Source organism: Subdoligranulum sp. APC924/74, assembly GCF_003324125.1.
Lineage (GTDB): Bacteria > Bacillota > Clostridia > Oscillospirales > Ruminococcaceae > Gemmiger > Gemmiger qucibialis.
Map to the genome: position 1 here is coordinate 1 of NZ_PSQF01000037.1, position 26,911 is coordinate 26,911.

Annotated in this window: 22 protein-coding genes and 1 pseudogene; 1 reads left to right on the forward strand and 22 read right to left on the reverse strand. The window is 55.9% G+C overall.

Annotation, left to right across the window (positions count from 1 at the left end):
* Positions 1 to 274: hypothetical protein (locus tag C4885_RS16750; protein ID WP_207657589.1), on the forward strand; the 274-nt coding region annotated here is incomplete at its 5' end.
* A gap of 22 nt (positions 275 to 296) precedes the next feature.
* Here C4885_RS16750 and C4885_RS09635 read toward each other — a convergent pair.
* The 22 genes and pseudogenes from C4885_RS09635 to C4885_RS09740 form a co-directional block, all read right to left on the reverse strand.
* On the reverse strand, positions 297 to 1,223 hold the full coding sequence (locus C4885_RS09635; protein WP_114000131.1) for a hypothetical protein: 927 nt from the start codon (positions 1,221 to 1,223) through the stop codon (positions 297 to 299).
* Between the two features lie 160 nt (positions 1,224 to 1,383).
* Positions 1,384 to 1,836, reverse strand: a complete 453-nt coding sequence (locus tag C4885_RS09640; RefSeq protein WP_371681653.1) for a dicarboxylate/amino acid:cation symporter — start codon at positions 1,834 to 1,836, stop codon at positions 1,384 to 1,386.
* Positions 1,832 to 1,909, reverse strand: a pseudogene (locus C4885_RS17045) (DNA methyltransferase); the annotation flags it as partial. The pseudogene C4885_RS17045 and the gene C4885_RS09640, both read right to left, overlap by 5 nt.
* Positions 1,910 to 2,087: 178 nt before the next feature.
* The gene (gene tsf / locus C4885_RS09650; RefSeq protein ID WP_114000133.1) at positions 2,088 to 3,005 is read right to left on the reverse strand and encodes a translation elongation factor Ts; all 918 of its coding nucleotides are present in this window, start codon (positions 3,003 to 3,005) and stop codon (positions 2,088 to 2,090) included.
* A 55-nt stretch (positions 3,006 to 3,060) separates the two neighbouring features.
* On the reverse strand, positions 3,061 to 3,786 hold the full coding sequence (gene rpsB, locus C4885_RS09655; RefSeq protein ID WP_114000134.1) for a 30S ribosomal protein S2: 726 nt from the start codon (positions 3,784 to 3,786) through the stop codon (positions 3,061 to 3,063).
* Between the two features lie 254 nt (positions 3,787 to 4,040).
* Positions 4,041 to 5,015, reverse strand: coding sequence for a 6-phosphofructokinase (gene pfkA / locus C4885_RS09660; RefSeq protein WP_114000135.1), 975 nt, complete (start codon positions 5,013 to 5,015; stop codon positions 4,041 to 4,043).
* 192 nt (positions 5,016 to 5,207) lie between these two features.
* Positions 5,208 to 8,756, reverse strand: coding sequence for a DNA polymerase III subunit alpha (locus tag C4885_RS09665; protein WP_114000136.1), 3,549 nt, complete (start codon positions 8,754 to 8,756; stop codon positions 5,208 to 5,210).
* A gap of 69 nt (positions 8,757 to 8,825) precedes the next feature.
* Complete coding sequence (gene whiA, locus C4885_RS09670) at positions 8,826 to 9,809, reverse strand: DNA-binding protein WhiA (protein WP_114000137.1); 984 nt, start codon at positions 9,807 to 9,809, stop codon at positions 8,826 to 8,828.
* 42 nt (positions 9,810 to 9,851) lie between these two features.
* Positions 9,852 to 10,715, reverse strand: a complete 864-nt coding sequence (gene rapZ, locus C4885_RS09675) for an RNase adapter RapZ (protein ID WP_114000138.1) — start codon at positions 10,713 to 10,715, stop codon at positions 9,852 to 9,854.
* Positions 10,716 to 10,787: 72 nt separating this feature from the next.
* Positions 10,788 to 11,702: a UDP-N-acetylmuramate dehydrogenase gene (gene murB / locus C4885_RS09680; RefSeq protein ID WP_114000139.1), complete on the reverse strand. Its 915-nt coding sequence runs from the start codon at positions 11,700 to 11,702 to the stop codon at positions 10,788 to 10,790.
* Between the two features lie 20 nt (positions 11,703 to 11,722).
* On the reverse strand, positions 11,723 to 12,676 hold the full coding sequence (locus tag C4885_RS09685) for an ROK family protein (RefSeq protein ID WP_114000140.1): 954 nt from the start codon (positions 12,674 to 12,676) through the stop codon (positions 11,723 to 11,725).
* Complete coding sequence (locus tag C4885_RS09690; protein WP_114000141.1) at positions 12,673 to 13,422, reverse strand: PHP domain-containing protein; 750 nt, start codon at positions 13,420 to 13,422, stop codon at positions 12,673 to 12,675. The genes C4885_RS09685 and C4885_RS09690 overlap by 4 nt, the downstream gene beginning before the upstream one ends.
* A 50-nt stretch (positions 13,423 to 13,472) precedes the next feature.
* On the reverse strand, positions 13,473 to 14,408 hold the full coding sequence (gene hprK / locus C4885_RS09695; RefSeq protein ID WP_114000142.1) for an HPr(Ser) kinase/phosphatase: 936 nt from the start codon (positions 14,406 to 14,408) through the stop codon (positions 13,473 to 13,475).
* Between the two features lie 281 nt (positions 14,409 to 14,689).
* A complete protein-coding gene (locus C4885_RS09700; protein ID WP_158538861.1) occupies positions 14,690 to 15,709 on the reverse strand; it encodes an acyltransferase family protein in 1,020 nt (339 codons plus the stop codon).
* Entirely contained in the window at positions 15,706 to 17,181 is a 1,476-nt protein-coding gene (locus C4885_RS09705; RefSeq protein WP_158538862.1) for a rhamnan synthesis F family protein, read from the reverse strand. Before C4885_RS09705 ends, C4885_RS09700 begins: the two co-directional genes overlap by 4 nt.
* Positions 17,182 to 17,191: 10 nt before the next feature.
* On the reverse strand, positions 17,192 to 19,138 hold the full coding sequence (locus C4885_RS09710) for a rhamnan synthesis F family protein (protein ID WP_114000145.1): 1,947 nt from the start codon (positions 19,136 to 19,138) through the stop codon (positions 17,192 to 17,194).
* A 23-nt stretch (positions 19,139 to 19,161) separates the two neighbouring features.
* Positions 19,162 to 20,004 carry an NAD(P)-dependent oxidoreductase gene (locus C4885_RS09715; RefSeq protein WP_114000146.1) on the reverse strand — a complete coding sequence of 281 codons (843 nt, stop codon included), beginning with the start codon at positions 20,002 to 20,004 and terminating at the stop codon, positions 19,162 to 19,164.
* On the reverse strand, positions 20,001 to 21,020 hold the full coding sequence (locus C4885_RS09720) for a glycosyltransferase family 2 protein (protein ID WP_158538863.1): 1,020 nt from the start codon (positions 21,018 to 21,020) through the stop codon (positions 20,001 to 20,003). Before C4885_RS09720 ends, C4885_RS09715 begins: the two co-directional genes overlap by 4 nt.
* 61 nt (positions 21,021 to 21,081) lie before the next feature.
* On the reverse strand, positions 21,082 to 22,926 hold the full coding sequence (locus tag C4885_RS09725) for an HAD family hydrolase (RefSeq protein WP_114000148.1): 1,845 nt from the start codon (positions 22,924 to 22,926) through the stop codon (positions 21,082 to 21,084).
* Complete coding sequence (locus tag C4885_RS09730; protein ID WP_114000149.1) at positions 22,923 to 23,816, reverse strand: glycosyltransferase family 2 protein; 894 nt, start codon at positions 23,814 to 23,816, stop codon at positions 22,923 to 22,925. The genes C4885_RS09725 and C4885_RS09730 overlap by 4 nt, the downstream gene beginning before the upstream one ends.
* Entirely contained in the window at positions 23,813 to 24,586 is a 774-nt protein-coding gene (locus C4885_RS09735; protein ID WP_114000150.1) for a DUF4422 domain-containing protein, read from the reverse strand. The genes C4885_RS09730 and C4885_RS09735 overlap by 4 nt, the downstream gene beginning before the upstream one ends.
* Before the next feature lie 290 nt (positions 24,587 to 24,876).
* Positions 24,877 to 26,769, reverse strand: a complete 1,893-nt coding sequence (locus tag C4885_RS09740; RefSeq protein ID WP_114000151.1) for an ABC-F family ATP-binding cassette domain-containing protein — start codon at positions 26,767 to 26,769, stop codon at positions 24,877 to 24,879.
* Between the last annotated feature and the right edge of the window lie 142 nt (positions 26,770 to 26,911).

Genomic DNA, 26,911 nt, shown 5'->3' on the forward strand with positions numbered 1-26,911 from the left:
ACGGCTTAAGCACCGCTCCGGCGGCTGCGGCACGGCATCTGCGTTGCCAAAATGCTCGATAATGTCGGGTTGCGGTATCCGCATCGTGCTTCGGGGGCAAAAGCCCCTCGCACTCTGCGACCGCTGCCCCTGCTTCGGTTCGCTGTTTCCGCCACTGGCGGCGCTCACCTTTGCAGCATCCAGTATTATCTGCGCTTTTGGCTTAGCATCTGCCGCACCTCGCTCGCCGTATCGGCACTTAGAATTATGCGGTATTGCCTTAAATATTGAATAAAGCGATTGCGCCGTTTCTCCATTCAGAACAGGTCTAGCATATTATTGAGATAAATTTCTTCGCGGACGCGCAGCTGGTATTCTGGCTTTGTCATATAGTAAAGCAGAAACTCCAAAATTAAGGCACTGCCAAGCCCGCGGCCCTCAATTTTGAAGTTGGAAAAGCCCATGGGCAGATAGATATTTTGAATATCCTGGATGCCAATAAAACCGGGGTTGTCCATTGCTTTTGAAAAGCGATACCCTTCCTGTGCGCCAGGGGCTGCGCAGCGGTGGTCGGGGCAGGTTTCGCCAAGGTTTTTACGGCTTACATTTTCATAGCAGCGCTTTCTGTCCTTGCAGCCAAACCAGCAGCATTCATTGCAAAGGAATTCCACTTTATCTTTCTGGGGCTGGGGCAGGTTGTTCAGCTGTTCAAATTCTTTATTTAACCGGAAATCCGGCACAACATAGCGGAAGTCATCCCGATTCAATTCCGCCTGTAACTGCGGGAATTCCGTGAGCACCTTGGTTGTAGATGAAACAAAGTAAAGCCCCGGATAACGGCTTTCCAGATATCTGAGCAGCAAGTCCGAATGGACAATAACGCCGTTTTGTGCGCCGCCGCTATTTTCAAACAGCTTACACAGGGCGTTGCACTTTATGTCCGCCAGGTGTTCTTCACGCAGCAGCGAGTTACTGAATGTCAGCCGGGCGGATATCCCATATTCGCGCATCAGATCCATAACATCTTCGGGATCCTGCACGCCAAAACTTGTGCGGCCGCCACCCCAGATGCAGTCGCCCAGGGCCCCATAAATGGAGCCGATGGCGCACCAGCTGTAAAAATATTCTCTGTGATGATAGAACAGCGGCAGGAACATGCGGTACAGCCCATAAAATTCAAACAGCCCCGGCAGATGATAATATGCCACGCCGGGCTTTGAGGTATTCTTTATTTTATCGTCCATCTTGCGTTTTTGTGCGCTCCCCTTCCGGTGTGATTTTTCAGCTGCTTTATTTTAGCATCTTTTTCCGCTGAAAGCAAAACAAGCAGCAAAAAGGCGGGCAGTTGTTTTTCGTCGCTGCCCGCCCAAATGTAACTTGTTATTTTGTTTTGTGGGAACTGTGTCAGTCATCCAGCTTAATTTTCTCTTTCTGCACCACGCAGCCTGCCATATCGCCAATAACGTTCACGCAGGTAGCGCCCATATCGCATAGGGTATTGATGCTGATATAAACGCCCATCACGCCAGCCGGGAGACCCGCCATGGTAGCCAGCGCGGCGAACGAAGCGATTGCACCACCGGGGATGCCGGGGGTGCCCACGGACAAGATCACATTTGCCAGCAGGATCACAATCATCATGGAGGTACTGACCTCAACGCCGCAGGCGTTGGCGAAAAACACGATCATGAACGACAACACGATGGAAACAGCATCTATGTTGACCGTTGCGCCCAGAGGGATAGCGATACTGGTGATTTTATCGGATACGCCCATCTCGTCCTCCATGCACTGCTTGCTGAGGGGGATGGTGGCCGAACTGGAACAGGTGCCAAAGGCGTTCAGAGCTGCCGGCAATCAGCGTAGAGCCGCTGCCAAGGAACGGATCAAGGACGATGCCATTGGTCATGGTAGAGTTTCGGATAGGATACTGGCAAAAATTGAGGATAATCACATGCGTGAAAGAGACACAAAAATCGGATTAGCTGAACAAAGGCAGGTGGCTTTTCTGGAGATAGCGTTCCAAATTTTACCACTCAAAAGCAAACAAAAAAGAGCACCCTAAGAGGTAAACTCTCAAAGTGCTCTTTCTGAAAGCAATCAGCTAATTAACCCTTAACAGCGGCGGCAACTTCAGCAGCGAAGTCGTCAACGCGCTTTTCCAGGCCTTCGCCCTTGATGAAGTGGGTGTACTCGACGATCTTGATATCGCCGCCCAGCTTCTTAGCGGTAGCGTTCACATAGGCGTTCACGTCCATGTTGCCATCCTTGATGAAAGCCTGATCGACCAGGCAGTTCTCCTTGTAGAACTTGCCCAGACGGCCGGTAGCCATCTTCTCTTTGATAGCGTCGGGCTTGTTGGCGGCCTTCGGATCGTTAGCCATCTGAGCGATGATAATCTTCTTCTCGTTCTCGATAGCCTCAGCAGGCACAGCCTCACGGTTCAGGTAGCTCGGGTTTGCAGCAGCGATCTGCATTGCAATATCCTTGCCAAACTCAGCGAACTCCGGCTTAGCAGCAACTTCATCGGTGGTATCGAACTTAACGATAACGCCGTGGGTGCCGCCGCCGTGAACGTAAGCGGCGCAATGGCCCTCATAGAAAGCAAAACGGCGAACCTTGATGTTCTCCTTGATGACCAGAATCAGAGCCTTCAGAGCTTCGTCAACAGTGCCTTCGCCCATCTTGCAGCCCATCAGAGCCTCAACATCAGCGGGCTTCTGCTCAGCAACAACATTGGCCAGATCTTTGGTGAACTCAACGAACTTATCGTTCTTGGCAACAAAGTCGGTCTCAGCGTTGACTTCAACAACAACAGCACCGTTAGCGGTGGCAACAGCGTAAACCATGCCTTCCGCAGCGATACGGCCAGCCTTCTTAGCGGCAGTAGCCAGACCCTCTTCACGCAGAATCTCGATAGCCTTATTGATGTCACCATCAGCCTTGACAAGAGCCTTCTTGCATTCCATCATGCCGCAGTCAGTCTGGCGGCGCAGTTCCATAACGTCCTTTGCAGAAACAGCCATGTTCATTCGTCCTTTCTGAATTTAGATGTACAAACAGTTTCGGGCGGGATCGGGCTTATTCAGCCTTGGCGGCCTCTTCGGCAGCGGGAGCATCCTGCTTACCCTGCTTGCCTTCCAGCACAGCATCAGCCATAGCGCCGGAGATCAGCTTGACAGCGCGGATAGCGTCGTCGTTGCCGGGGATGACGTAATCGATCTCATCGGGATCGCAGTTGGTATCAACGATAGCAACAATGGGGATGTTCAGCTTGCGAGCTTCGGAAACAGCGATGCGCTCCTTGTGCGGGTCAACAATGAACATAGCCTTCGGCAGGGTCTTCATGTTCTTAACGCCGCCCAGGTACTTGTCCAGCTTAGCCATCTCCAGCTCCAGCTTAACAACTTCCTTCTTCGGCAGCAGGTCGAAAGTGCCGTCTTCCTGCATGGTCTTCAGCTGCTCCATACGGTCGATGCGCTTACGGATGGTGCGGAAGTTGGTCATCATGCCGCCCAGCCAACGAGCGTTGACATAGTGCATGCCGCAGCGGGTAGCCTCGTCACGGATGGACTCCTGAGCCTGTTTCTTGGTGCCAACAAACAGGATCTCGCCGCCGTCAGCAGCAACATCGCGGACAAAGTTGTAAGCCTCATCGAGTTTCTTTACGGTCTTCTGCAGGTCAATGATGTAGATGCCGTTGCGCTCGGTGAAGATGTACTTTGCCATCTTGGGGTTCCAGCGGCGGGTCTGATGACCGAAATGCACGCCGGCTTCGAGAAGCTGTTTCATAGATACGACTGCCATAGTTAATTTCCTCCAAAATTTAGTTTTTTACCCTCCGCATCGCGTACTTGTTTTCTAACCTTTTTACGTGTTACGGCAAAAAAGGCACAAAAAAACAACGCAATGCGTGTGTATTGCTATAGTATAGTAGCACAAGGTGCAGCAAAATGCAAGAACTTTTTTTCATTATGCGAAAATTCTTGCCTGCACGGCGCAAAATATGCACCTTTACAAAAAAATGCGGCCCATATACAGGGCCGCACGGACTTACTGCATCAGATGGAAATTGCCTGTGCCACTTCGATCTCCATCGGGTCAAGGTATTTGTGCATCGACAACGCCACGTTGACATCATAGTCCACGATCTTACCGCCGGACAGGGCAACCACGCGGTTATAAATGCCCTTATCCAGCAGGTCCACTGCATGGTAACCCATCAGGGAGGCATTCACACGGTCACGCACGGTAGGTGAACCGCCGCGCTGGATGTGGCCCAGAACAGTTGCACGCGAATCAACACCTGTTGCAGCCTGGATCTGGTTGGCCAGGGTCTGGGCATCGGTAACGCCTTCCGACACAATGATGATGAAGTGCTTTTTGCCGGTAACCTGGGTCTGGCGCATACGCTGGAGAATGTCACGCTCAAAGTCGAACGGACGCTCCGGCAGCAGCACAGCCAAAGCACCGGTAGCAATGCCGACGTTCAGCGCAATATAGCCTGCATGGTGGCCCATAACCTCAACAACACTGCAGCGGTCATGGCTCTGGGTGGTATCACGCAATTTATCAATGGCTTCTACCGCGGTATTCATGGCTGTATCATAGCCAATGGTATACTCGCTGCAGGCAATATCGTTATCAATGGTGCCGGGAATGCCAACGCAGGGAATGCCCTGGTTCGCCAATGCGCGGGCGCCCATGAAAGAACCGTCGCCGCCGATGACCACGAGGGCATCAATGCCAAGTTCCTTACAGCGTGCAAGGCCTTTGGCCTGGCCTTCCTTGGTTTTGAACTCTAGGCAGCGGGCAGTATACAGAATCGTACCGCCGCGGTGGATGATCTCCGACACACTGCGGACGTTCATTTCGTAGCATTCGCCGTTGATCAGGCCGTTATAACCGCGCTGAATGCCCATCATGCGGTAGCCCTTGGAGATGCCTGCGCGGACAATGGCGCGTACCGCTGCATTCATGCCGGGGGCGTCGCCGCCGCTGGTCAGTACACCGATGGTTTTGATTTCCTTAGCCATAAAAATGTCCTCCTGTTATAGTTGAGCCGCGCAGAGCGACCCAATGAAGAAAACGCAAAACTGGTTTTCCTCGGCAGGCATTTTCCGGCGTACCACCGGGCAACCTGCCTATTTTTTAACATACTCCCCTGCCTGCTATTATACCATACCAGCGGCCCAATTTTATGGATAAAACGCGCAAAGTACATGGATTTATTTTGCCGCTTGTGCCGTTGTGAACTTTACATGGTCAGCACCCAAGATGCGTTCCAGCTCCTGGCGCAGCAACGGGTGATCCATGGCCCACATACTTTGCGGCGCACGCACCCGCTGGCCGGAATCTTCAAATTTGAAATATACGGGTGTGGGGCCGTCAAAAATATTTTGCAGCAGGTTTTCCACCTTGTGCATCTGGGCGCATTCCCGCGAGGGCACCAGCAGCCATATGCTTTGGGCAACCGTATCCCCCGCTGCCGCGCTGATGCGCTGGGAACGGTTCTGGCCAAAGCTTTGGGATGGATCATAACCATCGACCGGCAGTACGCTTTCCACGATCAGGCGGGTGCCTTCATCCTCTTTAACGGAAGCGCGGCCAGTGGTGACAACAACGGCGTTCTCCTGCAAATACGCACGGCAGCTGGTCAACACGCGGGGGAACACCAACAGCTCCATTGTGCCGGTCAGATCTTCAATGGTAGTAAAGGCCATCAACGTATTGGACTTTGTGGTCATGATCTTGTTTTTGACCACGGTACATACCAGGGTAACCGTCTGGTTATCAAAATCCCTGGCATTCTCTCCCTGCAGCTGAGCGATGGTACAGGTGGAGATTTTTTCGATCTTTTCCCGGTACGCATCCAACGGGTGGCCGGACAGGTACAGGCCCGAGACCTCTTTTTCCATTTTCAGCAGCTCGCCGGAATCATACTCACGCAGGTTGGGCACCTGATAATCATCGTTCTGGGGGGCTTCCTCGGCACCAGCCATGGCGCTGAACAAATCCAACTGGCCATCCAGATTCTGGCGGGCATCGTTTTCAACGATGCGCAGTACCGTTTCCACGCTTTCCATCATGCCGTGGCGGCTGGGTTCCAGGGTATCAAAGGCACCGGCTTTGATCAGGTTTTCCAGCGCACGGCGGTTAAGCATGTTGCTGCGCATCCGCTTGCAGAAATCGTACAGGCTGCGGAATGGGCGGCTTTCGCGCTCTTTGATGACCGCTTCAATCAAATCGCGGCCAACGCTTTTGACGGCGTTCAGGCCAAAGCGGATGCTCTGCCCGTCCACCGTAAAGCCGCCGCGGGATACATTGATATCCGGCGGCAAAACCTTGATGCCAAGGCGCTGGCATTCGGACGAATATTCAATCACCTTGGCGGTGCTGTCCAGTACGCTGGTCAACAGCGCAGCCATGAACTCGCGCGGGTAATGGCACTTGAGATAGGCTGTCTGGAATGCCACATAGGCATAGCAGGCCGCATGAGATTTGTTGAACGCATAAGAAGCAAAACTGACCATATCGTCATAGATCTCATTGGCCACGGCTTCCGGGATCCCGTTCTTCACACACCCGGCGCACTCTTTGCCCGGCTCAGTACAGCCATGCACAAAGTGCTCTCGCTCGGCTTCCATGACTTTATGCTTCTTTTTGCTCATGGCACGGCGCACGTTATCAGCCTGGCCAAAGCTGAAGCCTGCCAGCTCGCGGCAGATTTGCATGACCTGTTCCTGATAAACGATACAGCCGTTGGTAACATCCAGGATATGGGCCAGCTGGGGTGTTTTATAGGTGACTTTATCCGGCTCCCTGCGGTTGCGCAGATAGGTCGGGATAGAATCCATGGGGCCGGGGCGGTACAGCGAGATGAGGGCAATGACGTCTTCAAGGCTGCGGGGGTGCATACTGACCAGCACCTGGGTCATACCAGTAGATTCAAGCTGGAAGATGCCCTCTGTTTCGCCTCGTTCCAGCATAGCATAAGTAGCGGCATCGTCATAATCCAGATTGGCAATGCGGAAATCCGGTTCATGCAGGCGCACGGCGGCTTCGGTATCATGGATAACGGTCAGGGTGCGCAGGCCAAGGAAGTCCATCTTGAGCAGGCCAAGGCGCTCAATTTCCACCATGTTGAACTGGGTAACCGGCAGACCATCGTTGGTGGAAAGCGGCACATACTCGGTAGCCGGTTCGCGGGTAATCACAACGCCCGCCGCATGAGTGGAAGCGTGACGCGGCATGCCCTCCACTTTCAGCGAGGTATCGATCAGCTCATGCACCTGGGGTTCAGCGTCATACATTGCTTTCAGGTCCGGCGAAACCTCCAGCGCATGGTTCAGCGTCATTTTCAGTTCAGTAGGAATCAGCTTGGCCACCTTATCCACGTCCTGGTACGGCATACCCATCACGCGGCCGACATCGCGCACGGCGGCACGGGCGGCCATAGTTCCAAAGGTCACGATCTGTGCCACATGGTCACGGCCATACTTGCGGTTGACGTAATCAATCACTTCCTGGCGGCGCTCGTAACAAAAGTCAACGTCAAAGTCCGGCATAGAGACACGTTCCGGGTTCAGGAAGCGTTCAAAAATCAAACTGTAGCGGATGGGGTCAATGTCCGTAATACCGACACAATAGGCCGCCAGGCTGCCCGCACCGGAGCCGCGGCCGGGGCCGACCGGGATATCGCGGCTTTTGGCGTAATTGATAAAGTCATACACGATGAGGTAATAGTTGGTGTACCCCATCTTTTTAACCACGCCAATCTCGTATTCCAGGCGTTCACGCAAGGCATCCGTTACCTTGCCGGGGTAGCGGCGTTCCAAGCCCTCATAACAGAGCTTTTCAAAGTATTCCTGGTTTTCCATGCCGTCCGGAGCTTTGAAATACGGGAGCTTGGTATCGCCAAACACAAAGTCAAAGTTGCACTGTTCTGCAATTTTGTTGGTGTTCTCGCAGGCTTCCGGCACCATGGAGAACAGATCATACATTTCATCGGTGCTTTTTACATAGAATTCCTCGGTCTGAAACTCCATGCGGTCCACATCGTTGACGGTTTTGCCGGTCTGGATGCACAGCAGAATGCTCTGCATCTTGGCGTCCTCGCGGGTGATGTAGTGGGAGTCGTTGGTGGCAACCATGGGGATGCCTGTCTCCCGCGAAAGGCGGATAAGCTGCGGCAGAACGGTAGTGTCTTCTTCCAGGCCGTGGTCCTGCAGCTCAATATAATAGTTGCCCTGGCCGAACAGATCGTTATAGTAAAGAGCAATCTGCTTGGCGCGCTCATAGTCCCCTGCCAGAATCGCCTGAGGGACCTCACCGGCAAGGCAGGCGGAAAGGCAGATCAGGCCTTCGTGGTACTGCTCCAGCAGGTCATGGTCAATGCGCGGCTTGGAATAAAAGCCCTCCAAGAAACCGGCAGATACCATTTTGATCAGGTTTTTATACCCGGTTTCATTTTTGCAGAGCAGGATCAGGTGGTTGTTGCCGTCAATACGGTTGACCTTATCAAAGCGGGTGCGGGTGGCAACATACACCTCACAGCCAATGATCGGCTTGATGCCTGCGGCTTTGGCTGCATCATAAAAGGCAACGCAGCCGTACATAACGCCGTGGTCAGTAATGGCAACGGCGGTCTGGCCCAGCTGTTTGATATAGTCAAACAGGCGGTCAATACGGCAGGCGCCATCCAGCAGGCTGTACTCAGTATGCAGGTGCAGGTGGGTGAACTGTCTTTGCGGTTGGTGTGGCGTGGTTTCTGGCATAATGTATCCCTTTGCTGCTGTGGTAAAATGCGGAAAAGCCGCAGCAGTTACGCAGCGGCTTTGCGTGGTTTATTGCGGAGATGGTGTGATGTCCTGTCCTGCTGGTTCCGGCTCTTTAAGATTTTCCTGCTCTTCCGGCTGTGCTGATGCAGCGGCGTTCAGGCGAGCGGCAGCTTCCTGGATCCGCTTGAACCGGTGGGAAAGCCCTGCTTTGCTGACAGGCGGGTCAAACTTTTCCGCCAGTTTGGCAAGCGGCATTTCGGGGTACTGCATCCGCAGGCGGGCTGCCTGCTGCAATGGTTTGGGCAGGGTTTCCAGCGCGCCGGCCTCTTCCAGCGTCTCAATCGCAAGGCGCACCTGCACGGCTGCCTGTACGGTTTTGCCCATGTTGGCGGTTTCGCAGTTGGAAAGGCGGTTGGTTTTATTGCGCATATCGTTATACATGCGTTGTTCCATGATGCGCATGGCGGCGTTGCCCGCGCCCATAAAGGTCAGCAGATCTTCCAGATGGTCGCTGGATTTGACATATACGGTGTTGGCTCCCTTGCGCACGGCGCGGTGGGGATTGAACTCATACTGGGCCAGAATACCCTCCAGCTGCTGCGAAAGCGAGTGCCGGGGCGAAAGGAACTCAATGTTATATTCCTTTTCCGGGTCGGTTGCCGTACCGCAGCATAAAAATGCAGTGGAAATGAAAAATGATCCGCATTTCTGGCATTTGAAGCAGTCCGGCCGGATGCGCAGGGTGGTTTCGCGGCCGGTATGGCCGAACAGGTTCAGCATTTTTTGTACCTGTTCGGGATCTTTTACGCTGAACTCATAAATCAGGCCGGTGCCGCGCTCCTTGGAAATTACGGTACCGGTAATGCCGCAGCGGGCATACAGCTTTTGTGCCAGCTGGGCAATGCCCTCGTTTTCGGTCTGCAAAACCACGCCGCGGTCATCAAAATACTTGCCAAAGCAGGCAACCGCGTAAGCTGCTGCGGTAACACAGCAGCTACGCACAATTTTGCGGTGCAGTATCTCGTTTTTAACGTCTTGGGAAAAACTCACGTTTGGTGTTCACACTCTCTTTGTCGGGAGATTTGGGATGTATCAGGCCGTGCGGCGGGCATCGCGGTGCTGCACGCTGGGCTGGTAACCAAGCTTTGTGCAGTACTCCCCGATCTTGCGGGCAAAAGTGATAGAACGGTGCTTGCCGCCGGTGCAGCCAATGGCGATCATCAGCTGGCTTTTGCCCTCCTTAACATACAGCGGCAGCGCATATTCCAGAAAGCTCTCTATCCGGCGCAGCAGTTCCTGCGATTCAGGGAACTTCATCACATAGTCCACCACTTCCTGGTCCAGGCCAGTCTTTTCTTTCAGCTCTGGCACATAGAACGGGTTGGGCAGGCAGCGCACATCAAACACGATGTCCGCTTCCTGCGGAAGACCGTATTTAAAGCCAAAAGAAACCACGTTGATAGACATGGCACACTGACCTTTTTGCAAAAACAGGCTGGAAACACGTTCCCGGTTTTGTGCAGTAGAAAGCAAAGAGGTATCGATCACATATTTTGCACGTTCCCGCAGGGGCTGCAATATCTGCCGTTCTTTGGTGATTGCCTCACTGACCGGGATCCCCTCGCTGATGGTCATGGGATGCACACGGCGGGTCTCTTTATAGCGGCGGCGGATGGCGGCATCGCTGGCATCCAGGAACAGGATGTCATAAGGCATTTTCTTTTCGTCCAGCGCTTCCAGTGCCTCATTGGTTTCCTGAACAGAATGCAGGCCGCGGATGTCCATCACGACCGCAACGCGGCTGAGCTGGTTTTCGCCCTGCTGGGCAAAGTCCAGGATACGGGGCAAAAGGCCCGCCGGGATATTATCAATGCAGAAAAATCCGATATCTTCCAGCGCGTTGACCGCCATGGACTTGCCTGCGCCGGAAAGGCCGGTTACGATCAAAAAGTTCATCCTGTTGTTCCTCTCTCATTCAGCGGGGCGGAATACCGTTCCTTGCCTGGCAGGTATCAAGATGCGGCATGGTTATTCCACCACGCGGATCTCGCGTTCCAGGGTGCAGCCGGTTTTTTCCAGCACGATCTGCCGCACCTGCTCCGTCAGGCTGACAACATCCGCGCAGGTGGCATTACCCAGGTTGACCACAAAGCCGCAGTGCTTTTCACTGATGGCTGCCCCGCCCACGCGGAAACCGCGCAGGCCGCAGTCCTCGATTAGCTTGCCGGCAAACTGGCCCACAGGGCGCTTGAAGGTACTGCCGGCGGACGGGTACTCCAGCGGCTGCTTTTCTTTGCGGCGGCGCATATATTCCTGCATGGCGGTATGGATCTCCTGTGCATCACCGGGGTGCAGGGTAAATTCCGCTTCCAGGATGCACCAGGAGCACCGCTCAAAAATGCTGGTGCGATAACCCAGCTGCAGTTCCTGCACAGGCAGAGTTTGCAGATGCAGGTTTTCGTCCAAGAACGTAACGGCTGTCAGCACGTCCTTTATTTCTCCGCCGTAAGCGCCCGCGTTCATATACACAGCCCCGCCCACCGTGCCGGGAATGCCGAAGGCAAATTCCAGCCCGGCCAGGCTTTCCTTCTGGGCGGTATTGCAAAGAGCGGAAAGCATCATGCCAGCCGGGGCCAGCACCTTGGTGCTGCCATCCGGCTGGGCCTGCATGGAAAAGCGGGAGTTGAGCCCCGTCAGGCAGATAACCGCCCCGCCGAACCCTGCATCCGAAAACAGCGTGTTGGAACCGTTGCCCAGCAGATAGGTGCGGACTTGATATTGGCGGCACAGTTCCAGAATACGGGTCAGCTGCGTTACCGTGGCGGGCACACAAAAAAAGTCTGCATTGCCGCCAATGCGGAACGTTGTATGCCGCCCCAGGGATTCATCAAGGCTGACAGGCAGGTTTTCTGCCTGCAAAGCTGCAAGAAATTGCTCGTTCATAAGCAAACCTCACAAACGGTTCAGATAGAATTTGCCAGGGCTGCCGCGCCGATCACGCCGGCATCGTTGGTCAGCACACAGGCACGAATAGCGGGCATTTTGCCGGTGGTAATGTTTTTGGTTTCTTTCTCCACATACTTGCGGATGGGTGCCAGCAGGGTTTCTCCCTGATTGGAAACACCGCCGCCAATGCAGATGGCTTCCGGCTCAAAGGTATTCACCACGTTGGAAATGCCGCAGGCAACATATTCGATCCAATTATCCACAACAGCCTTGGCGGTTGCATCGCCGGCTTCCATCGCGTCAAAGGGGATCTTGGCGTTCACATGGTCAATATCCCCCGCCAGTTTCCACATCATGCTCTCGGGGTGCCGGGTCATCGCTTCGCGGGCATCCTCCGACAGAGCGCGGGAGGAAGCATAGCGTTCCCAGCAGCCATAACGGCCGCAGTTGCACTTGCGTCCACCCTTTACAATCACGGTATGGCCCATCTCGCCAGCGGCAAAGTTGAAGCCGCGCAGAATCTTGCCGCCCAGGATAATGCCGCTGCCAATGCCGGTACCCAGCGTGATAACAACGGCATCCTTGAAGCCCTTTGCGCCGCCTGCGATGTATTCGCCAAATGCTGCTGCGTTGGCATCGTTTTCCACATAGACCTTGCAGCCGAGCAGAGCTTCCAGGTCAGGCCCCAGGTTCCAGTCATAGTAGCCGAAGTTGGTGTTATAGCCCACAAAGCCGGTGGTAAAATTCACACTGCCCGGGGTACCAATGCCCACATAGCTGACATCTGCAAAATCAATCTTGCAGTCTTTGGCAACAGCACGGCACAAATCTGCCAGTGCCTGCTCCAGGTCCTGCGCCGGACGCGGCAGGCGGGTCGGGCGGGTAATTTTGCCCACAATGTTGTAAGCTTCGTCAACAAGGCCTGCCGTCATGGTAGTGCCGCCAAGATCGATACCAATGGTGTATTTCATAAGATTTCTCCTCCTATATATTCTGCACAGATGCGGCCGTGCAGTTTTAGCTCATTTACAAGGTTCTGCCGTGTGGCGTTTACCACAAGTTCCTGCGGGAACTGCATTTCTTCCAGCATCGCCAGCAGCGGGGGCATGTTGCCTTGCAGCTGGGTAGTGCTGTGGGCGTCGGTATCCAGCGCAATATGGCAGCCGTTTTTCAGGCAGGCGGCCAGCAGCAGCTTCATGTTGGGGATACCATCCCGCCGCACATTGACGGAATTGCCGTTGAGCTCCACAACCTTATGGTTTTTGGCGAACGCTTTGGTTACAAGGTCATAGTCATAGCGGTAATTCTGTTGCTCGGAATGGCCGATGCAATCCACATAAGGGTTTTCGGCCACAGCCAGCCACAGGCGGGTGGCTTCTTTTTCGGTCAGCAGACCGGGGATGCAGGGGCTGTGGATGGATGCCACAACCCAATCCAGCGCCCGCAAACGGCTTTGGGCAAAATCCAGCCCGCCGTTTGTGTCCATCACATTGGCCTCCGCGCCGTACATCATCGCAACGCCGTGCAGTACCAGCGGCAGAGCCGTCTGGTTGGCAAAATGCCACATGTGCGGGGCATCCGGCATAGCCGGGCCGTGGTCGGTAATGGCCAGCGCCGCATAGCCGAGGGCGGCGGCTTTGGCGGCCATTTCATCTAAGGTATTAAATGCATGGGTAGCGCTTAAAGTATGGGTGTGAAGATCCGCAATGATCTGCATATAGATGGTACTTCCGTTTCTAGTGATAAAATGATAATTTACAGCCAGGCTCAGAACCCGCTTACATCGTTCTGCAAGCCAAGGCGGTTGAGCAGTTCCTGCGCCGCGTTATAGCCCATCTCTTTCTGGCGGTTGTTGATGGCTGCAGTTTCCAGGATAACGGCCAGGTTACGGCCGGGCATAACGGGGATCAGCATACTGGGCACCTTAACGCCAAGGATATCATAGGTGTTGCTTTCCAGGCCGGTGCGGTCATAATTCTTGGTGCGGTCCCAGGCCTCCAGCTCAATAACCATTTCCACCTCAACGCTGTTTTTGACCGCGCCGATACCAAACAGACGCGCCACGTTGATGATGCCGATGCCGCGCAGCTCAATAAAGTGGCGGATGTTCTCCGGTGCCATGCCCATGATCTTGCTGCTGGAAACCTTGCGCAGCTCCACAGCATCGTCCGCAATCAGGCGGTGGCCGCGCTTGACCAGCTCAATGGCCGTCTCGCTTTTGCCAACGCCGCTGTCGCCAAGGATCAGGATGCCTTCGCCGTATACTTCCACCAACACGCCGTGGCGGGTGATGCGGGGGGCAAGCTCGGTGCTCAGCGCCTGGATCAGGGAGCTCATCAGCGGGGAGGTCATTTCGGCCGACTGCAGCAGTGGCACGCCGTACTTTTGGGCGAACTCCATCATTTCCGGCAACGGCTCAAACCCGCGGGTCAGGATGACTGCCGGCGGCTGGAAAGAGAAAAGTTTTTCGAGATGGGTACGGCGGATCTCCGGGTCCAGCTCATTCAGGTAGGAAAGCTCAGTCAGGCCGATGATCTGGATCCGGGTGCGGTCAAAGTACTGATAGTAACCGGCCAGCATAATGCCGGGGCGGTAAACCTCGGCGGTATAGACCTTGAACTGGTCAAGATCCTTGGGGGTGTAGGCAACGGTCAGATGGGATTCGCGCGCAAGCTTGTCAAGGCTGACGAAAAACTGCTCCACGGAAAATGCGCCCCTTTCCAATTTTAGTCATGGTATATCGTTTTAGGTTTGCGATCAAATGGTTTTGTTAGTATTATAACGTACAGGATTTTTTTTGTACAGTCATAGCCGAAATAATTTTGATCCTTTCCTTGTTCCGGGGGTGAAACAGCAGGGCTTTCCCTGCCGGTTCTGCCGCACAGGTGTCCGCGGCGCTGCGATATTTCGATCATAATTCACCACAGAAAAAAATGCCCGCAGCAAAGCAGGCATTTTCATCTTAATGCAAATTATGGGGCACGTTATTCCGGTTTAGCAGCCAGCTTTACCGCACTGCTGCGCACCCAGGCATCCAGCCGGAAGAGCGCTGCCGACGCCGCGGCAACGGCCAAAAGGTAAACGCCAAACAAGAGCGCGGTATCCCGCCGGGTCATGGCGGCCAGGTCAAAGTTATCCACCAGGCGCAGAATGATGACATGGTGGGTCAGAAAGACCGCATAAGAATACTTGCTGAGGAGCGCACACGCATTTTGCAGCGGCACCCAGTGGATGCAGCCCCCCAGTGCGGCCAGCAGAATGAACGCCGCGGCACTGAACAGCGCACAGGCCACCTTGCCATCCGCCGCAGCGGGGGTAAACAGCAGCACCGCACACCCGGCCAGCACGCCAAGGCGCGCCGGGCGCTTCCAGTGTACAAACGCCATGCCGAGCAGGAATTCCGGGATATGGATTGCTACCAGGCGGGCATCCCACCCCATATAATGCACCGGCAGGCTGGCCGCCAGCACCACGGCCCAGGTCAGCAACGGCTGTTTGCGCAGCCCCCAGCGCAGCAGCGGGAACAGCAGATACAAAAACAGGATACTGCCCAGGAACCACTCGCCCACGCAGGCAAAATCCATCGTGACCCAGCCTGCGGCCTGAGCGAAATTATCCAGCCCCAGGACCGTCAGCAACAGGCTGGGCGTTTTGGCTGCGGCATAATACCCCGGCTTTGTGACAAAACGGATGGGAAAAAATATACACCACGCCAGCCAGAACATGGGGTACACCGCCTTGGCGCGCTTTTGGTAAAAGCGCGCCAGATTGAGCGGCTCTCTTCCCTGGCCGGGGCTGGTATACTGCAGCGCCGCGCCGGAAACCATAAAGAACAGCGAGGAGCCAAAGTCCCCCAAATAGATGTTAAAGGGCAGCACACTGCCGAACAGTTTGGACGGCAGTGTAAAATACCCGGTAACGGCAGCATTGAAATGAATGACCAGAATGCACACCAGCGCCACGGCGCGGATGAGATCCAGATAAAACAGGCGCTGTTTTTTCACCGGGCACTCTCCTTTCGTTTGCGCAGGGCATTTTTGACGGTGCGGCCCATCAGGCGGAATACTGGGCCAACGCCGCGCTGGGCAGCAAGGGCGGCATCCAGCACATCGGCGCGGGCCGCACACTGAGCGGCGGTTTCAAATGTAGCGCTGGCATGGCCGTTATACTGGGCCAGCAGCGGCACCAGCCAGAAATCCGACTCCATTTGCAGCGGCGGCAGCCCCTGCGGGAATGCAGCCCCCCGCACCAACAGACAGCCGCCATTGGGCAGCGGCGGCGGGGTTTCATCCAGAGGGAGCGGGCAATCCAGCGCAGACAGTTTTGCCTGTACGGCAGGTTTCTGCTGCTGCCAGCGCCGGGCTTTTTCGGCGGCGCAGCCCGCATACAGCGGCAGAGCCGGGCCAAGCACACCTACCAGCGGGTGGGCATCAAACAGTTCTGCCGCCTGGGCCAGCTGCAGGCTGGTTGGCATAGACCGGGCATAATAATAGCCCTCCACCCCGGCAGCACGCGGCAGCGGCAGGCAGTAGACGGCATCCGGCTGCAGGGCGCAGCCTTTTGCCAAAGTGTTGGCATCCAGCAAAATGGGCGCACACTCCCCCGCTGTTTGCGGCAGGATATAATGCCAGTGCAGGTTTTGCGCCATGGCAGCCAGCGGCTGCACCGGCAGAAGTGCGCGCAGCAGGTCATCCACCGGGTAATCCGTCTCGGATTTCAGATAGTCATACAGTTCTGCGGCGGCCCGGCCGTCTGTGCGGCGCAATTCATCCGCATAGGGGGTAAAAAAGCTGCGGCGCTTGAAAAACGGGCACCCGCGGTCCGCCAGCAGCAGCTTGGGGCAGGCCATAATGGGGTTGACGAAAAGGCTTGCCAGGTCTTTTGTATCCACAAAGGTATCCCACCGGTAACCAAGGGCAGCAAAGTGGGCGGTAAACTGCGTTTCGTGCAGGCGGACGGAATCTTCATAGCTGGCGGGCAGGGCGGCCGCCTGCCAGTAAGCAAAAAAGTCTGCCATCATGCGGGAACGCACCACAACAAAGTGGGATTGAATATGCTCCGGCACCATGGCTTTTGCCCCGCCAAAGCGGTGGCTGCGCATAGCATAGTGGCGGGTCAGGCCCCAGAAATCCAGCTCCGGGCGCCCATCCATCGCAGCAAACATGGCAGCTACATCCCCCACCGGCCCGGCAAGGGTATAGTTCATCAGCACAGCTTCATCATAATGCAGCAGCATATCCAGGCCGATCTGCCAAACAGCGTCCCGGTAGGCCCCCACATCAAAGCCTGTGTTTTCACGCTCCAGCACAGTGTGGCAGCAGCCTTGCGCCCACTGGCGGGATTCCGGCTGCAAGGGGCCGTTATTGACAAAGAACACCTGCCCCACTGCAGCCATTTGCTGTACAGCAAAGCGGCAGGCTGCATCAGCCTGCCCGTTGGGGTGATAATTGAAATAGATAATCAGCCGTTTTTTCATAGCGGTTGGCTTAATCCTCATAGTTCACGCCATGGGGCCCCAACACCGTGCGCTTAACGCGCATCATGTTTTCGTAAGCGGATTTCGGCATCCGCTTACGCAGCCAGTTGCGGGCGCGGCGGCGCTTGGAATTCTCATACGGGCCATAGTTTCCAAAACCGAACCAGTGCTTGCGCGCGGCAAAAGCACCGGCGCTGGCAGCGGCACTGCCAAAGGTGGTGCAGTCAAACACGCGGGCAAGCGGGCGGATCAGACCACTCGCGTATGCCTGCATGGAATCGCAGCGGGCAACGGCATAATCAGCGCTCATGGCCTGGGCGGGGTAATACCCTGCCCCCTGCGCCACAAAGGGATAGATACGCTCAATGGCATGGCTGATGGTACCATCCTGCGGCAGCGGCTCCGGCGGGAAATCTTCGTGCTTCCAACCGTGGTCAAACAGTGGGGCCAATGCTTTTACGCGGAACCAGAATACGCTGCCAAAGGGGGCAATGGGCATTTTTTCGCCGGAAATAGGGCGGTCAATGCCCAGCTTTTTCATCAGGGCCTTGGTATTATCAAAGTTGGGGCCCCAGCCGTTGGAGCACATGTTCATGAAATACACACCATGCGTGGGGAACGGCGGGCAGAGCAGGCCCAGATAAGGGTCTTTTTCAAATTCTGTCAGCACATTCAGCACATAGTCTGCGTTTTTGCAGATATTCTCGTTACAGACATAGCCAAAGCTGGCGCCAACGCTTCCGGGTTTGGTCTGGATGGCCTTTTTATCGTGCATAAAGCAGGCGTAATCATACTCCCGGATCTGCGGGGCAAGGTCACACAGGAACGCTGCCACATCGCGGCCGCGGTTTTCGACCACCTTTACGGTAACGGCATGCAACGGCAGGGTGCGGAACGCTTCTTCGATCTGCTGCTTTTTCTCCGGCGTGTTGGTGGAAATAAAAACGTCAGTCTCCGGCGGCATGTTGGCGGCAAAGGCGCAGCTTTGGGGCAGCATATCCATAAAATACAGGTGCATGCACAGCGCAATGCGGCGGTTTTTGCGCACGGCAGCGGCGCAGGCCTCATCCTGTACCCTTTCCGGAATCAGGCGGGTCAGACCCAGGTTGCGGGTAAAATCATAAGGGTGCATGGTGCGGATCATGTTTTTCCAGATCAGCTCCAGCGGGTAATCCGTATGGTCCCGCAGGTAGGCGTACAGTTCCCGCACCGGCTCCCCGGCGGTATCATTCAGGTATGCCTCAAAATCATGCATAAAGCTGCGGCGCTTGAACAGCGGGCACTTTTTATCCCGCAGCAACCGCGTGGGGCAGACAAGCAGCGGATAATCCGTAAACTCTTTCAGATCGTCCGTGTTGACATAGACATCCCACTGGTAGCCTTTATCGGCAAACTGTTTGGTAAACACCGATTCGTACCGCTGCACAGAGTCGGTATAGCTTTCGATCATGGGCATGGTATCCCAGTAATTTTGCAGCTCTTTGCTCTGGATGAACTTTTTGCGGTAGACAATAAAGTGGGACTGAATGTGCACCGGCAGGTAATTATAAAGATGTTTGCCCTTAAAGGGGTTGCCCTCCGCCCCATGGTGGATCGTCAGGCCCCAAAAATCAAGGTTGGTGCGCTCGGCCATGGCGTCAAACATTTCTTTCAAGGGGCGCACAGGGCCCATCAGGGTAGAGTTCGTCATGACCACTTCGTCAAATTCGCTCAAACGCTGCCAGCCGTAATGATCCAGCGCGGTTTTATAGGCCCACACATCCAGGCCCTTGTTTTCGCGCACAATAATTTGATCGGTAAATTCTTCAAATGCCGCGCGGCCCTGCTTGCTCAGCTTGCCGTTGCACACAACGATCAGCTCGGTCAGGTTACGGGCAAGATCGCGCAGGTAATAGGTGATAAAATCATCCACATCACCATTTTTTTCGTAAAAGAAAAAAATACCCAGTCGTTTCATTCTGTCACCCTTTCCGGTTATCGTTATGCCAAACCTGCATCTTTTAATATTGCGTTAATCTTGGTGGGGTCGCCCCAAACGCCGGGGCTGTCATACGGGCGGTCCGGGAAAACGCCGTAATCCAGTTTGATCTTATAGTTTTTATCCCGCAGGAACTGCTCCACACGGTCAGCCAGGGTCCGCGGCTGGCCGGTGCAGACGTTGATGATGCCGTTGACCTTGTTCTGCACGCTGGCCGCCACAATCATGGTTGCCAGTTCATCCAGATCAATAAAATCGTACTTATTCTGCCCGCTGGTAAACGGGAACGTTGTTTTGCCGTCCAGCTCTGCCTGTGCGATTTTGGCAAAGATGGAACTGCCATGGGCTTCGTCGCCCGTAATATAATAGGCGCGCAGCCAGTGCAGGTTGCAGCTGCTGCCCTGCAAGGAGAGCACCATGCTCTGGCGCAGGGCATTTTTGGCAATGCCATATTGGCTCAGGGGGTTGCAGGGGGTATCATCCTCAATAGCGCCCTCCCAATAGCCGACTTCGTGCATAGTGCCCATCACGGTCAAATCCGAAAGGCCGCCCGCTGCCATATTGTTCAGGAAGGTAACATGGGAGGAAAGATCCTTCATGTGGCTGGGCGCATTGTGGCGGAACCCATCCCGCCAGGCCATATGGATGCAGACATCAGGCTTGCCCAACGCCGTATAAATATTTTTGTCCCCGCTGAAAATAGGCACATCGCAGAATTCTGCGCGCTCGTCCACGCCCTTAAAGGCAAAGTCCGATGCAATGACGCGGTAGCCCATATCCAGTGCTTTTTTTACAACATGGCGGCCGATATAACCGGCTGCGCCGGTAACAAGGATGGTTTTCATTGTAGCAGTTTCTCCTCCCGGTTTGGCAGGCAGGCATACAGCCCCTGCAGGTGGGTACGGAACAAAAACAGTGCGGCACCCTGTTTTTTGTTGTGCCGCAGTGCATACCAAAAGTCAAGCCTGCTGTGGGGGCAGGCTGCCAGCGCCTGCTGCAGGCTGCGCCAGGCAGCCGCTTTGGCTTTGGGCGGCAAGCGGCCATCCCGCAGCTGATGCATGACAAAGGTGACAAACTCTGCCTGGCGGGCGCTCCACACCTTTGGCAGCTGCTGCGGGGGGCACCAGGCGCGGGCTGCGGTATATTCCGCCTGCACCCACCGGGGCAGGTATTGCAGCCGTACCTGCACTGCTGCCGGGTTCCCACAGGCGGAGGTACTGCCCTGCCGCTCCAGGTGTTCATATACGATCTGCGGCGTATATGCGGCTGAATCTGCCTGCTGGAACACTGCCGCGTTGAAGGCAAAATCTTCCAGCCCTTTGCGGCAGGTTTCATCAAAGCGTAGATGGCCCAGCCGATTTGTACAGTACATAGCGTTCCAGACAAACTGCGGCCCGCTTTGCTGCAAAAATTGCAGGTAGCCCTGCCCCGCCGGCTTGTGAATGATTATTGCCTGCCCCGGCGGATGGGGCAGCTCCACAGCCGTTCCTGCAGCATTGGCCCGCAGCAGGCGGTAGCCACCGCGCACCACATCCGCCCCGGTTGATTTGGCAAGGACCAGCAGGGTTTCCAATGCATGGGGCAGCATGGTATCATCATCATCACAAAAGGTGAACCACTGGCCGCGGCAATGCTGCAAGCCAAGGTTGCGCGCAGCGCAGATGCCCGCATTGGGCTGTTCCAGCACCCGGATGCGGCCATCTTTTTTGGCCAGTTCATGGGCCAGCGCAGCACTGCCATCGGTGGAGCCATCGTCCACCAGCAGCAGCTCAAAATCCGCAAAGCTCTGGCGCAGCACGCTTTCCACCGCGGTATGCAGCAGCACCCCGGCATTATAGACAGGCATGATAATACTGATCAATGGGGCCTGCTCCATACGGTTCACCTGCCTTTGGGTTTATATTTTATATCCATTTTAATGCTTACTTTTTATGTTTCAGTGCAGCGTACACCTTGCCGTATGGCAGCGGCACGCCAAACAGGCGCTGCAAAAACGCAGGTTTCCAGCGCGCCTGGGCAAGGTCCCGTTTCAGCTGTGCCGGGGCGTGCAGATAGGCACCCCAGCTGGCTGGGGCAGCCAGCTTCCAGCTGCCGCCGTCCTCCACGGTGATCTCACCCAGGGTGCGCACCTCCTGCATGCGGGGGGCCTGCACCATCTGCAAGAACGCAGCGATGCCGGTTTGCGGCGGGATCTGTACATCCCGCAGCGGGCCAGCCTGCCAGCGCTGAACAAAAGCCCTCATGCCCTGCCAGAGCGGCGCGGTGATTGCCCTGTTATCTGCACCCGCCTGCCCGATTTCCGGCACCATCTGCCCGGCCTGTGCGTGGTATCCCACCGTGGAGCCGCATGGCTCGGAGAGCAGAACTTCCAGCATGGGCTGGCCCACCCAGTACCACAGGGGGGCCGGGCAGCCGTCAAACAAAAATGTTTTGGCGCGCTCCGGCGGCAGGTTCTGGTGCAGGCGCGCATCGCAGGCAAGATAACAGCCGTACAGCTGGGTGTGCAGCAGCTCTTCCAGCACACGCTGGGTGGTTCCGCCGCTGCCGATATCCACCAGCAGCACCGGGCCATTCGTCAAGCCCGCCTGTTCCAGATATGCTCTTGCCTGCTCTGCCCGCCTGCGCAGCGGCTCCCCTTCCGGCAACTTGCTGTGGGCCGCAAGGGCCAGCAGCATCTCTTTGGTGCGGCACGGCAAGGGGCGGGTGCGCAGGTCATAGGTTTTGGTGGTGTATCCCTTCGGGGAATCAAAGCCAAGATAGGCGGCGATCTGCCGCTGGGTCAGCTGCTGGCGCGGCAGGGTATCCGCCAAAAGTGCCAACGCCTGCTCATTCATTGGGCATTGCAGCAGGGCTGGCAAAAGGCTTTGGCGGGATGCTTTCAGGTAAAAGGTTTCTTCTTCTGGGTACAGCAGCTGGTACACCTGGCGCACCAGATACATATCCCGCGCCAGGAATACAAGCTTTGCCCCCGGTATAGCCGCGCGCTGCCCATGCAGCCAGGTGGCAAAGCCAACCGCCAGCGGGCCAAGCAGCTCTGCCCCCAGCGCAGCACTGGGATTTAGATTCTGGCAGCAGTTTTGCAAGGTGGCAATTGCGACACCACCTACGGCATCCGCCGGGGTTTTGGTGTATGGCAGCGGGGTTGGCTGCGGCAGCAAAAAGCAGCGGATACCCGCCAGCGCTGCCCCGGCAAAATCCGCGCGGGGGCTATCCCCCACAAACAAGACTTCCGCCGGGCGCAAGGCAGTTTGCTGCAAAAAAAGCTTGAACAGCTTACCGCTGCGCTTTTGCACCCTGTACTCGCAGGAAACGAACACTCCATCCAAAAAATCCAGCCCGCATTTTTGCAGCATGGCTTCGATCTGCTCTTTAGGCAGATACATATCCGAAACCGCATATACCTTTTGCCCGCGGGCATGGCAGGCCGCAGCGGCTTGGGCTACCGGTCGGTTGGGGGCAATCATAGCCAGTTCCGCTGCGCACTCTGCAGCGGGGTCAGTACCCTGCAAGGCAGGATGTGCATAAATTTCGGCCAGCGTCACCTCGCGGCCAAGGGTCTGGCGGGTTTCTGCCTCTGCGGCAACGCGCGCCCCGGCAAAGCCGAGAGCCGCCTGATGGGTAACTTCCATCAGGGCGAACAGATCCGCCGGGTGGGCGCAATCCCGCTTGAGCAAGGTATCGAAAATATCAAAAGCAACCGCTTTGTACCCCTTTGCCGCATGCAGCAGGCGCAAGGTCAGGCAGTTTGTGTGTGGTGTATTGTTCATTGCTCCTGTGTGGGTAAGCCATGTACGATTGGGTGAAAGTTGACTCCAGCAAAAAAACCGCGCCAGATAATGCCCAGCCGCTTACATTTTTGCGGGCCGCGGCGCAGCACCTGAACGCTGTGCCAGGTATCTTTGGCAATCAGCCACAGCCAGCCACGCAGCCCCTCCCGCCGGTAAAGCACCACATCATTGCGGTAAAAGTAGCGGTAGCGGGGCCAGCGGTCCGGGGTATCAGTGGCAATGTTGACAACCGTGGCGTTCTGCATTGCATGCACCACCCGGCTGGCGGGAATTACATAGCACGGCATGCTGCGGGAGATACGGCGGGTATACTCCCAATCGTCCGACCAGATAAAAAATTCTGCAATGGGCAGGCCAAAGCGCTGCACTGTGCTGCTGCGCAAAAACAGCGAAACAAAGCTGGCCATAACCGCGGGCTGCCGCGGCCCGGCAAAGCTTGCCAAATCTTTGTACGGCGTGCTGCGCTGCAGGTTCATGGGCTGATCTTTACCGTCCGGCGCCAGTGCGCGGGAGGAAAGCCAGCCGTACTGCCCGTCCAGTTCGGCATCCGCCAGCAGCAGCTGCTGCAGGGCATCCGGTTCCGGCAGGCAGTCATCATCCATAATCCACAGATACTCTGCCCCGGAACACGCTGCCTGCCGGATGCCGCAGGCAAAGCCGCCCGCACCACCCAGGTTTTTGCCGGTATTATAATAGTGCATGGTTGGCAGGTTCAGCTGCGCCACCAGTTCGGCCGTGCCGTCCGTGCTGGCATTATCGATCACCCACAGTTCCGGCACACCGGCCGTTTGGGTACACAAAGCCCGCAGGCAGCGCTGCAGCATTGCCTTGCGGTTATACGTTACAATAACCGCTGCCGTGCGTTTCATTTGTGAGCCTCCTTGTGGGGGAAGAACTTGCGGTTCAAAAAGGCCATTCCCTTGCGCAGCCAATGCTGGCTTTCCATATATACAACGTCAAGCTCTTCATAGGCGATGTTGTTGGTGATCAGCCAGGCATCCAGCAGGCGCTCGCTCACAAAGCCGAACACCCGCTTATCATTGGTGGAATAGCTGCTGATATCCAGCTCTTTTTCCAGCTCAAACAAAATATCGAACAGCCAGGTGCAGTAGTGCTGCAGCAGTTCCTTTTTCATCACGAACATATTGAAGTGATGGCCGTGCGTTTTGGACATGTAGGCGTCATACGCCGGCAGATACTCCGGGCATTTGCGCTCGATGATGGCGCGGGTCACCCGCAGGTCCTGTTCATGGTGGGCGTGGATATACTGGGTATAATTGGTTTCAATAAAATAGTGGCGCTCTTTAGGCAGCACAACATTGGTGGTGGCCAAAATAGCGTTGAGTTCCTCGTGGCCGATGACCCGACGCTTTTTGCGCTCAAAACGGTGCAGGCGGCTGGCAAAGTAACGGCGGTAATGCACGATGCCGATATAATCGGAATCCAGGTTTTTGGCCGCCCAGTACAGGCCCGTCAGCTCGCAGAAATTGCCGTTGCGCTCTGAAATATTTTCACCGGTATCGTCCCCGATGTAGCCAATGCCGGGGTGGATGGCATGACCCATCTGTACCGGCAGGTACATGGGGTCTTCCGGTATCCAGTACGGTTTATGTGTTGCTATGATGATCGTTGTCTGCAAAGTGTATTCCCTGCCTGTTTCTTACTGCTGCGCATGGTTAGCAAAAAAGCGCAGCGTGTTTTACTCCAGCCGGCAAAGCACCGGCACACATGCAAAATAGCTGGCGGTGGATGATGCAGCGCACCTGCCCAGCCGCACAAGCCCAATATCAAAAATAGTATACCGCTTTTTATCAGGAAAGCAAGTTACAGTTTCATTACTGTTTTTAATGTTTCTCATTTTTTGCAGCCGGATCTGCCACAAAAAGGGCCTTTGGGCCGGTGTGCCAGATGCAGCGCTCAACGCGTTTTTCAGGAATCACTTTCTGCATCCATGCGGTCCTGTTCCTCTGCCAGCTTTTCCCACTCGTCATACAGTTCCTGCTGGTGGAAGCGGGAATCATCCAGTTCATCGCACTTATCCCGCAAAAGCAGGTGGTCGCGCAGAACCTCCGGGTCGTTGATCTCGTTTTCCAGCTCAACAATATGGGCGCCAAGCTCTTCGATCTCGGTTTCCAGCGCTTTCAGGCGGGTGCGCACCTCGGCACGGCGGCGGCGCTGCTCCTTGCCATAGCCTGCCTTCTGGGGCTTATCCTCCTGCTTGGCGGGTTCCGGCTGTTTGGAAGTATCGCGGTCATGCAGCTTCTGGAAGTTCTGGTAGAAAGTCGCCTTGCCATCTTCCAGGTACAGGATCGGGCAGCCGAGGGTCTGCATCAGGTAGCGGTCATGGGTGACCAGCAGCAGGGTGCCCGTGTAGGCAGACAGTGCATCAGTCAGCGTTTCGCGCATGAAGATATCCAGGTGGTTGGTGGGCTCGTCCAAAAACATCAGGTTCGGGCGTTCCAGGGCCAGCTCCGCAAAGCGCAGGCGGGCCATCTCACCGCCGGAAAGGGTGGCGCAGTCCTTGAACACTTCCTCGCCGCGGTATCCGAACCTGGCCAGGTGGCTGCGCACTTCCAGCTCGGTAAAGCGGGGGTACTGGTTCCAGATGGCATCGATCACGCGGCCTGCGCGGCGGGTCTGCTGCTGCACAAAGATACCGGGCTTGGCACCGGTGCCCAGCCGCACCATACCGCCGGAGGGGCGGCGCTTACCGTCCAATACCTGCAGCAGGGTGGATTTGCCGGTGCCGTTGGGGCCCGCAATAATCAGCTTGTCCCCACGGTGGACGACATAATCCAGTGCTTCCAACAGGGTGCGTTCCCCAATGCGGATGGTTAAGCCTTTCATGATGACCAACTCATCATACGGCTCAATATCATACTCAAAGCGGAAATTCAGCTGGTGGGCTTCCACCTGGGGTGCTTCGGTGATTTCCAGCTTTTCCAGCTGTCTGCGGCGGCTCTGGGCCATTTTGGTGGTGGAAGCGCGCACCAGGTTGCGGTCAATATAATCCTGCAGCTTGGCCGCCTTTTCCACATCGGCATCATGCTGTTTTTGCAGGCGCTCGTCCGCTGCTTCGCGCTGGGGCAGGTAGGCGGAGTAGTTGCCGCGGTAGGTGGTGATGGTTTTGCCGCGCAGCTCCCAGATACGGGTACAGACAGAATCCAGGAAGTAGCGGTCATGGCTGACCACCAGCACTGCGCCGCGGTAGGCTTTCAGATAGGTTTCCAGCCAGTCCATCGTTTCCAGATCCAGATGGTTGGTGGGTTCGTCCAGAATCAGAATGTCCGGGCGTTCCAACAGCAAGCGGGCCAAGCGCAGGCGGGTCTGCTCACCGCCGGAAAGCACCCCGGCCTTTTTCTTCCAGGTATCTGCCGGGAAGCCCATGCCGTTGAGCACCTTTTTGATCTGGGTATCCATATTATAGGCATCCATGGCATCGATCACTGCGTTGCAAGCTGTGATCTTATCCGTAATAGCCGTGTTGTGGAGGTCAGCTGCCAGCTGCTTTTGCAGGGTCTCCAGCTCCGCCATGGCGTCAAGCGCAGGCTGGAACGCAAGGCGCATGGTTTCGTAAACGTCCTTCTCCGGGTCAAGATGACCCGTCTGTTCCAGGTAGCCGCAGGTTGCCCCCGCCGCAAAGGCAGCGTCACCGGCATCGGGCAGGCTTTCGCCGCACAGCACACGCAGGAGCGTGGTTTTGCCGGTGCCGTTTGCACCAATAATACCAATGCGGTCGCCGCGTTCCACACTGGCTGTTACATGTTTTAAGACCTCGTGCTCGCCAAAGCTTTTGCCAAGGTCCTGCAGTTCGATCAGCATAATTTCACACCTTATCGTATCCCTGGCCACTAGGGTGTATCAGAAAAGTCGAAAATATAGTCTATGGCAACACCGCACAATTCCCGCCTTACGGCTTAAGCACCGCTCCGGCGGCTGCGGCACGGCATCTGCGTTGCCAAAA

Excerpts from the sequence above, each read along its gene's own strand:
- murB (WP_114000139.1), bottom strand. The coding sequence starts at position 11,702 with ATGAACGAGCAATTTCTTGCAGCTTTGCAGGCAGAAAACCTGCCTGTC.
- tsf (WP_114000133.1), bottom strand. The coding sequence starts at position 3,005 with ATGGCTGTTTCTGCAAAGGACGTTATGGAACTGCGCCGCCAGACTGAC.
- rpsB (WP_114000134.1), bottom strand. The coding sequence starts at position 3,786 with ATGGCAGTCGTATCTATGAAACAGCTTCTCGAAGCCGGCGTGCATTTC.
- pfkA (WP_114000135.1), bottom strand. The coding sequence starts at position 5,015 with ATGGCTAAGGAAATCAAAACCATCGGTGTACTGACCAGCGGCGGCGAC.
- C4885_RS09710 (WP_114000145.1), bottom strand. The coding sequence starts at position 19,138 with ATGAAACGACTGGGTATTTTTTTCTTTTACGAAAAAAATGGTGATGTG.
- C4885_RS09725 (WP_114000148.1), bottom strand. The coding sequence starts at position 22,926 with ATGAACAATACACCACACACAAACTGCCTGACCTTGCGCCTGCTGCAT.
- C4885_RS09665 (WP_114000136.1), bottom strand. The coding sequence starts at position 8,756 with ATGCCAGAAACCACGCCACACCAACCGCAAAGACAGTTCACCCACCTG.
- C4885_RS09705 (WP_158538862.1), bottom strand. The coding sequence starts at position 17,181 with ATGAAAAAACGGCTGATTATCTATTTCAATTATCACCCCAACGGGCAG.
- C4885_RS09685 (WP_114000140.1), bottom strand. The coding sequence starts at position 12,676 with ATGAAATACACCATTGGTATCGATCTTGGCGGCACTACCATGACGGCA.
- C4885_RS09715 (WP_114000146.1), bottom strand. The coding sequence starts at position 20,004 with ATGAAAACCATCCTTGTTACCGGCGCAGCCGGTTATATCGGCCGCCAT.
- C4885_RS09635 (WP_114000131.1), bottom strand. The coding sequence starts at position 1,223 with ATGGACGATAAAATAAAGAATACCTCAAAGCCCGGCGTGGCATATTAT.
- C4885_RS09690 (WP_114000141.1), bottom strand. The coding sequence starts at position 13,422 with ATGCAGATCATTGCGGATCTTCACACCCATACTTTAAGCGCTACCCAT.
- C4885_RS09740 (WP_114000151.1), bottom strand. The coding sequence starts at position 26,769 with ATGCTGATCGAACTGCAGGACCTTGGCAAAAGCTTTGGCGAGCACGAG.
- rapZ (WP_114000138.1), bottom strand. The coding sequence starts at position 10,715 with ATGAACTTTTTGATCGTAACCGGCCTTTCCGGCGCAGGCAAGTCCATG.
- C4885_RS09730 (WP_114000149.1), bottom strand. The coding sequence starts at position 23,816 with ATGAAACGCACGGCAGCGGTTATTGTAACGTATAACCGCAAGGCAATG.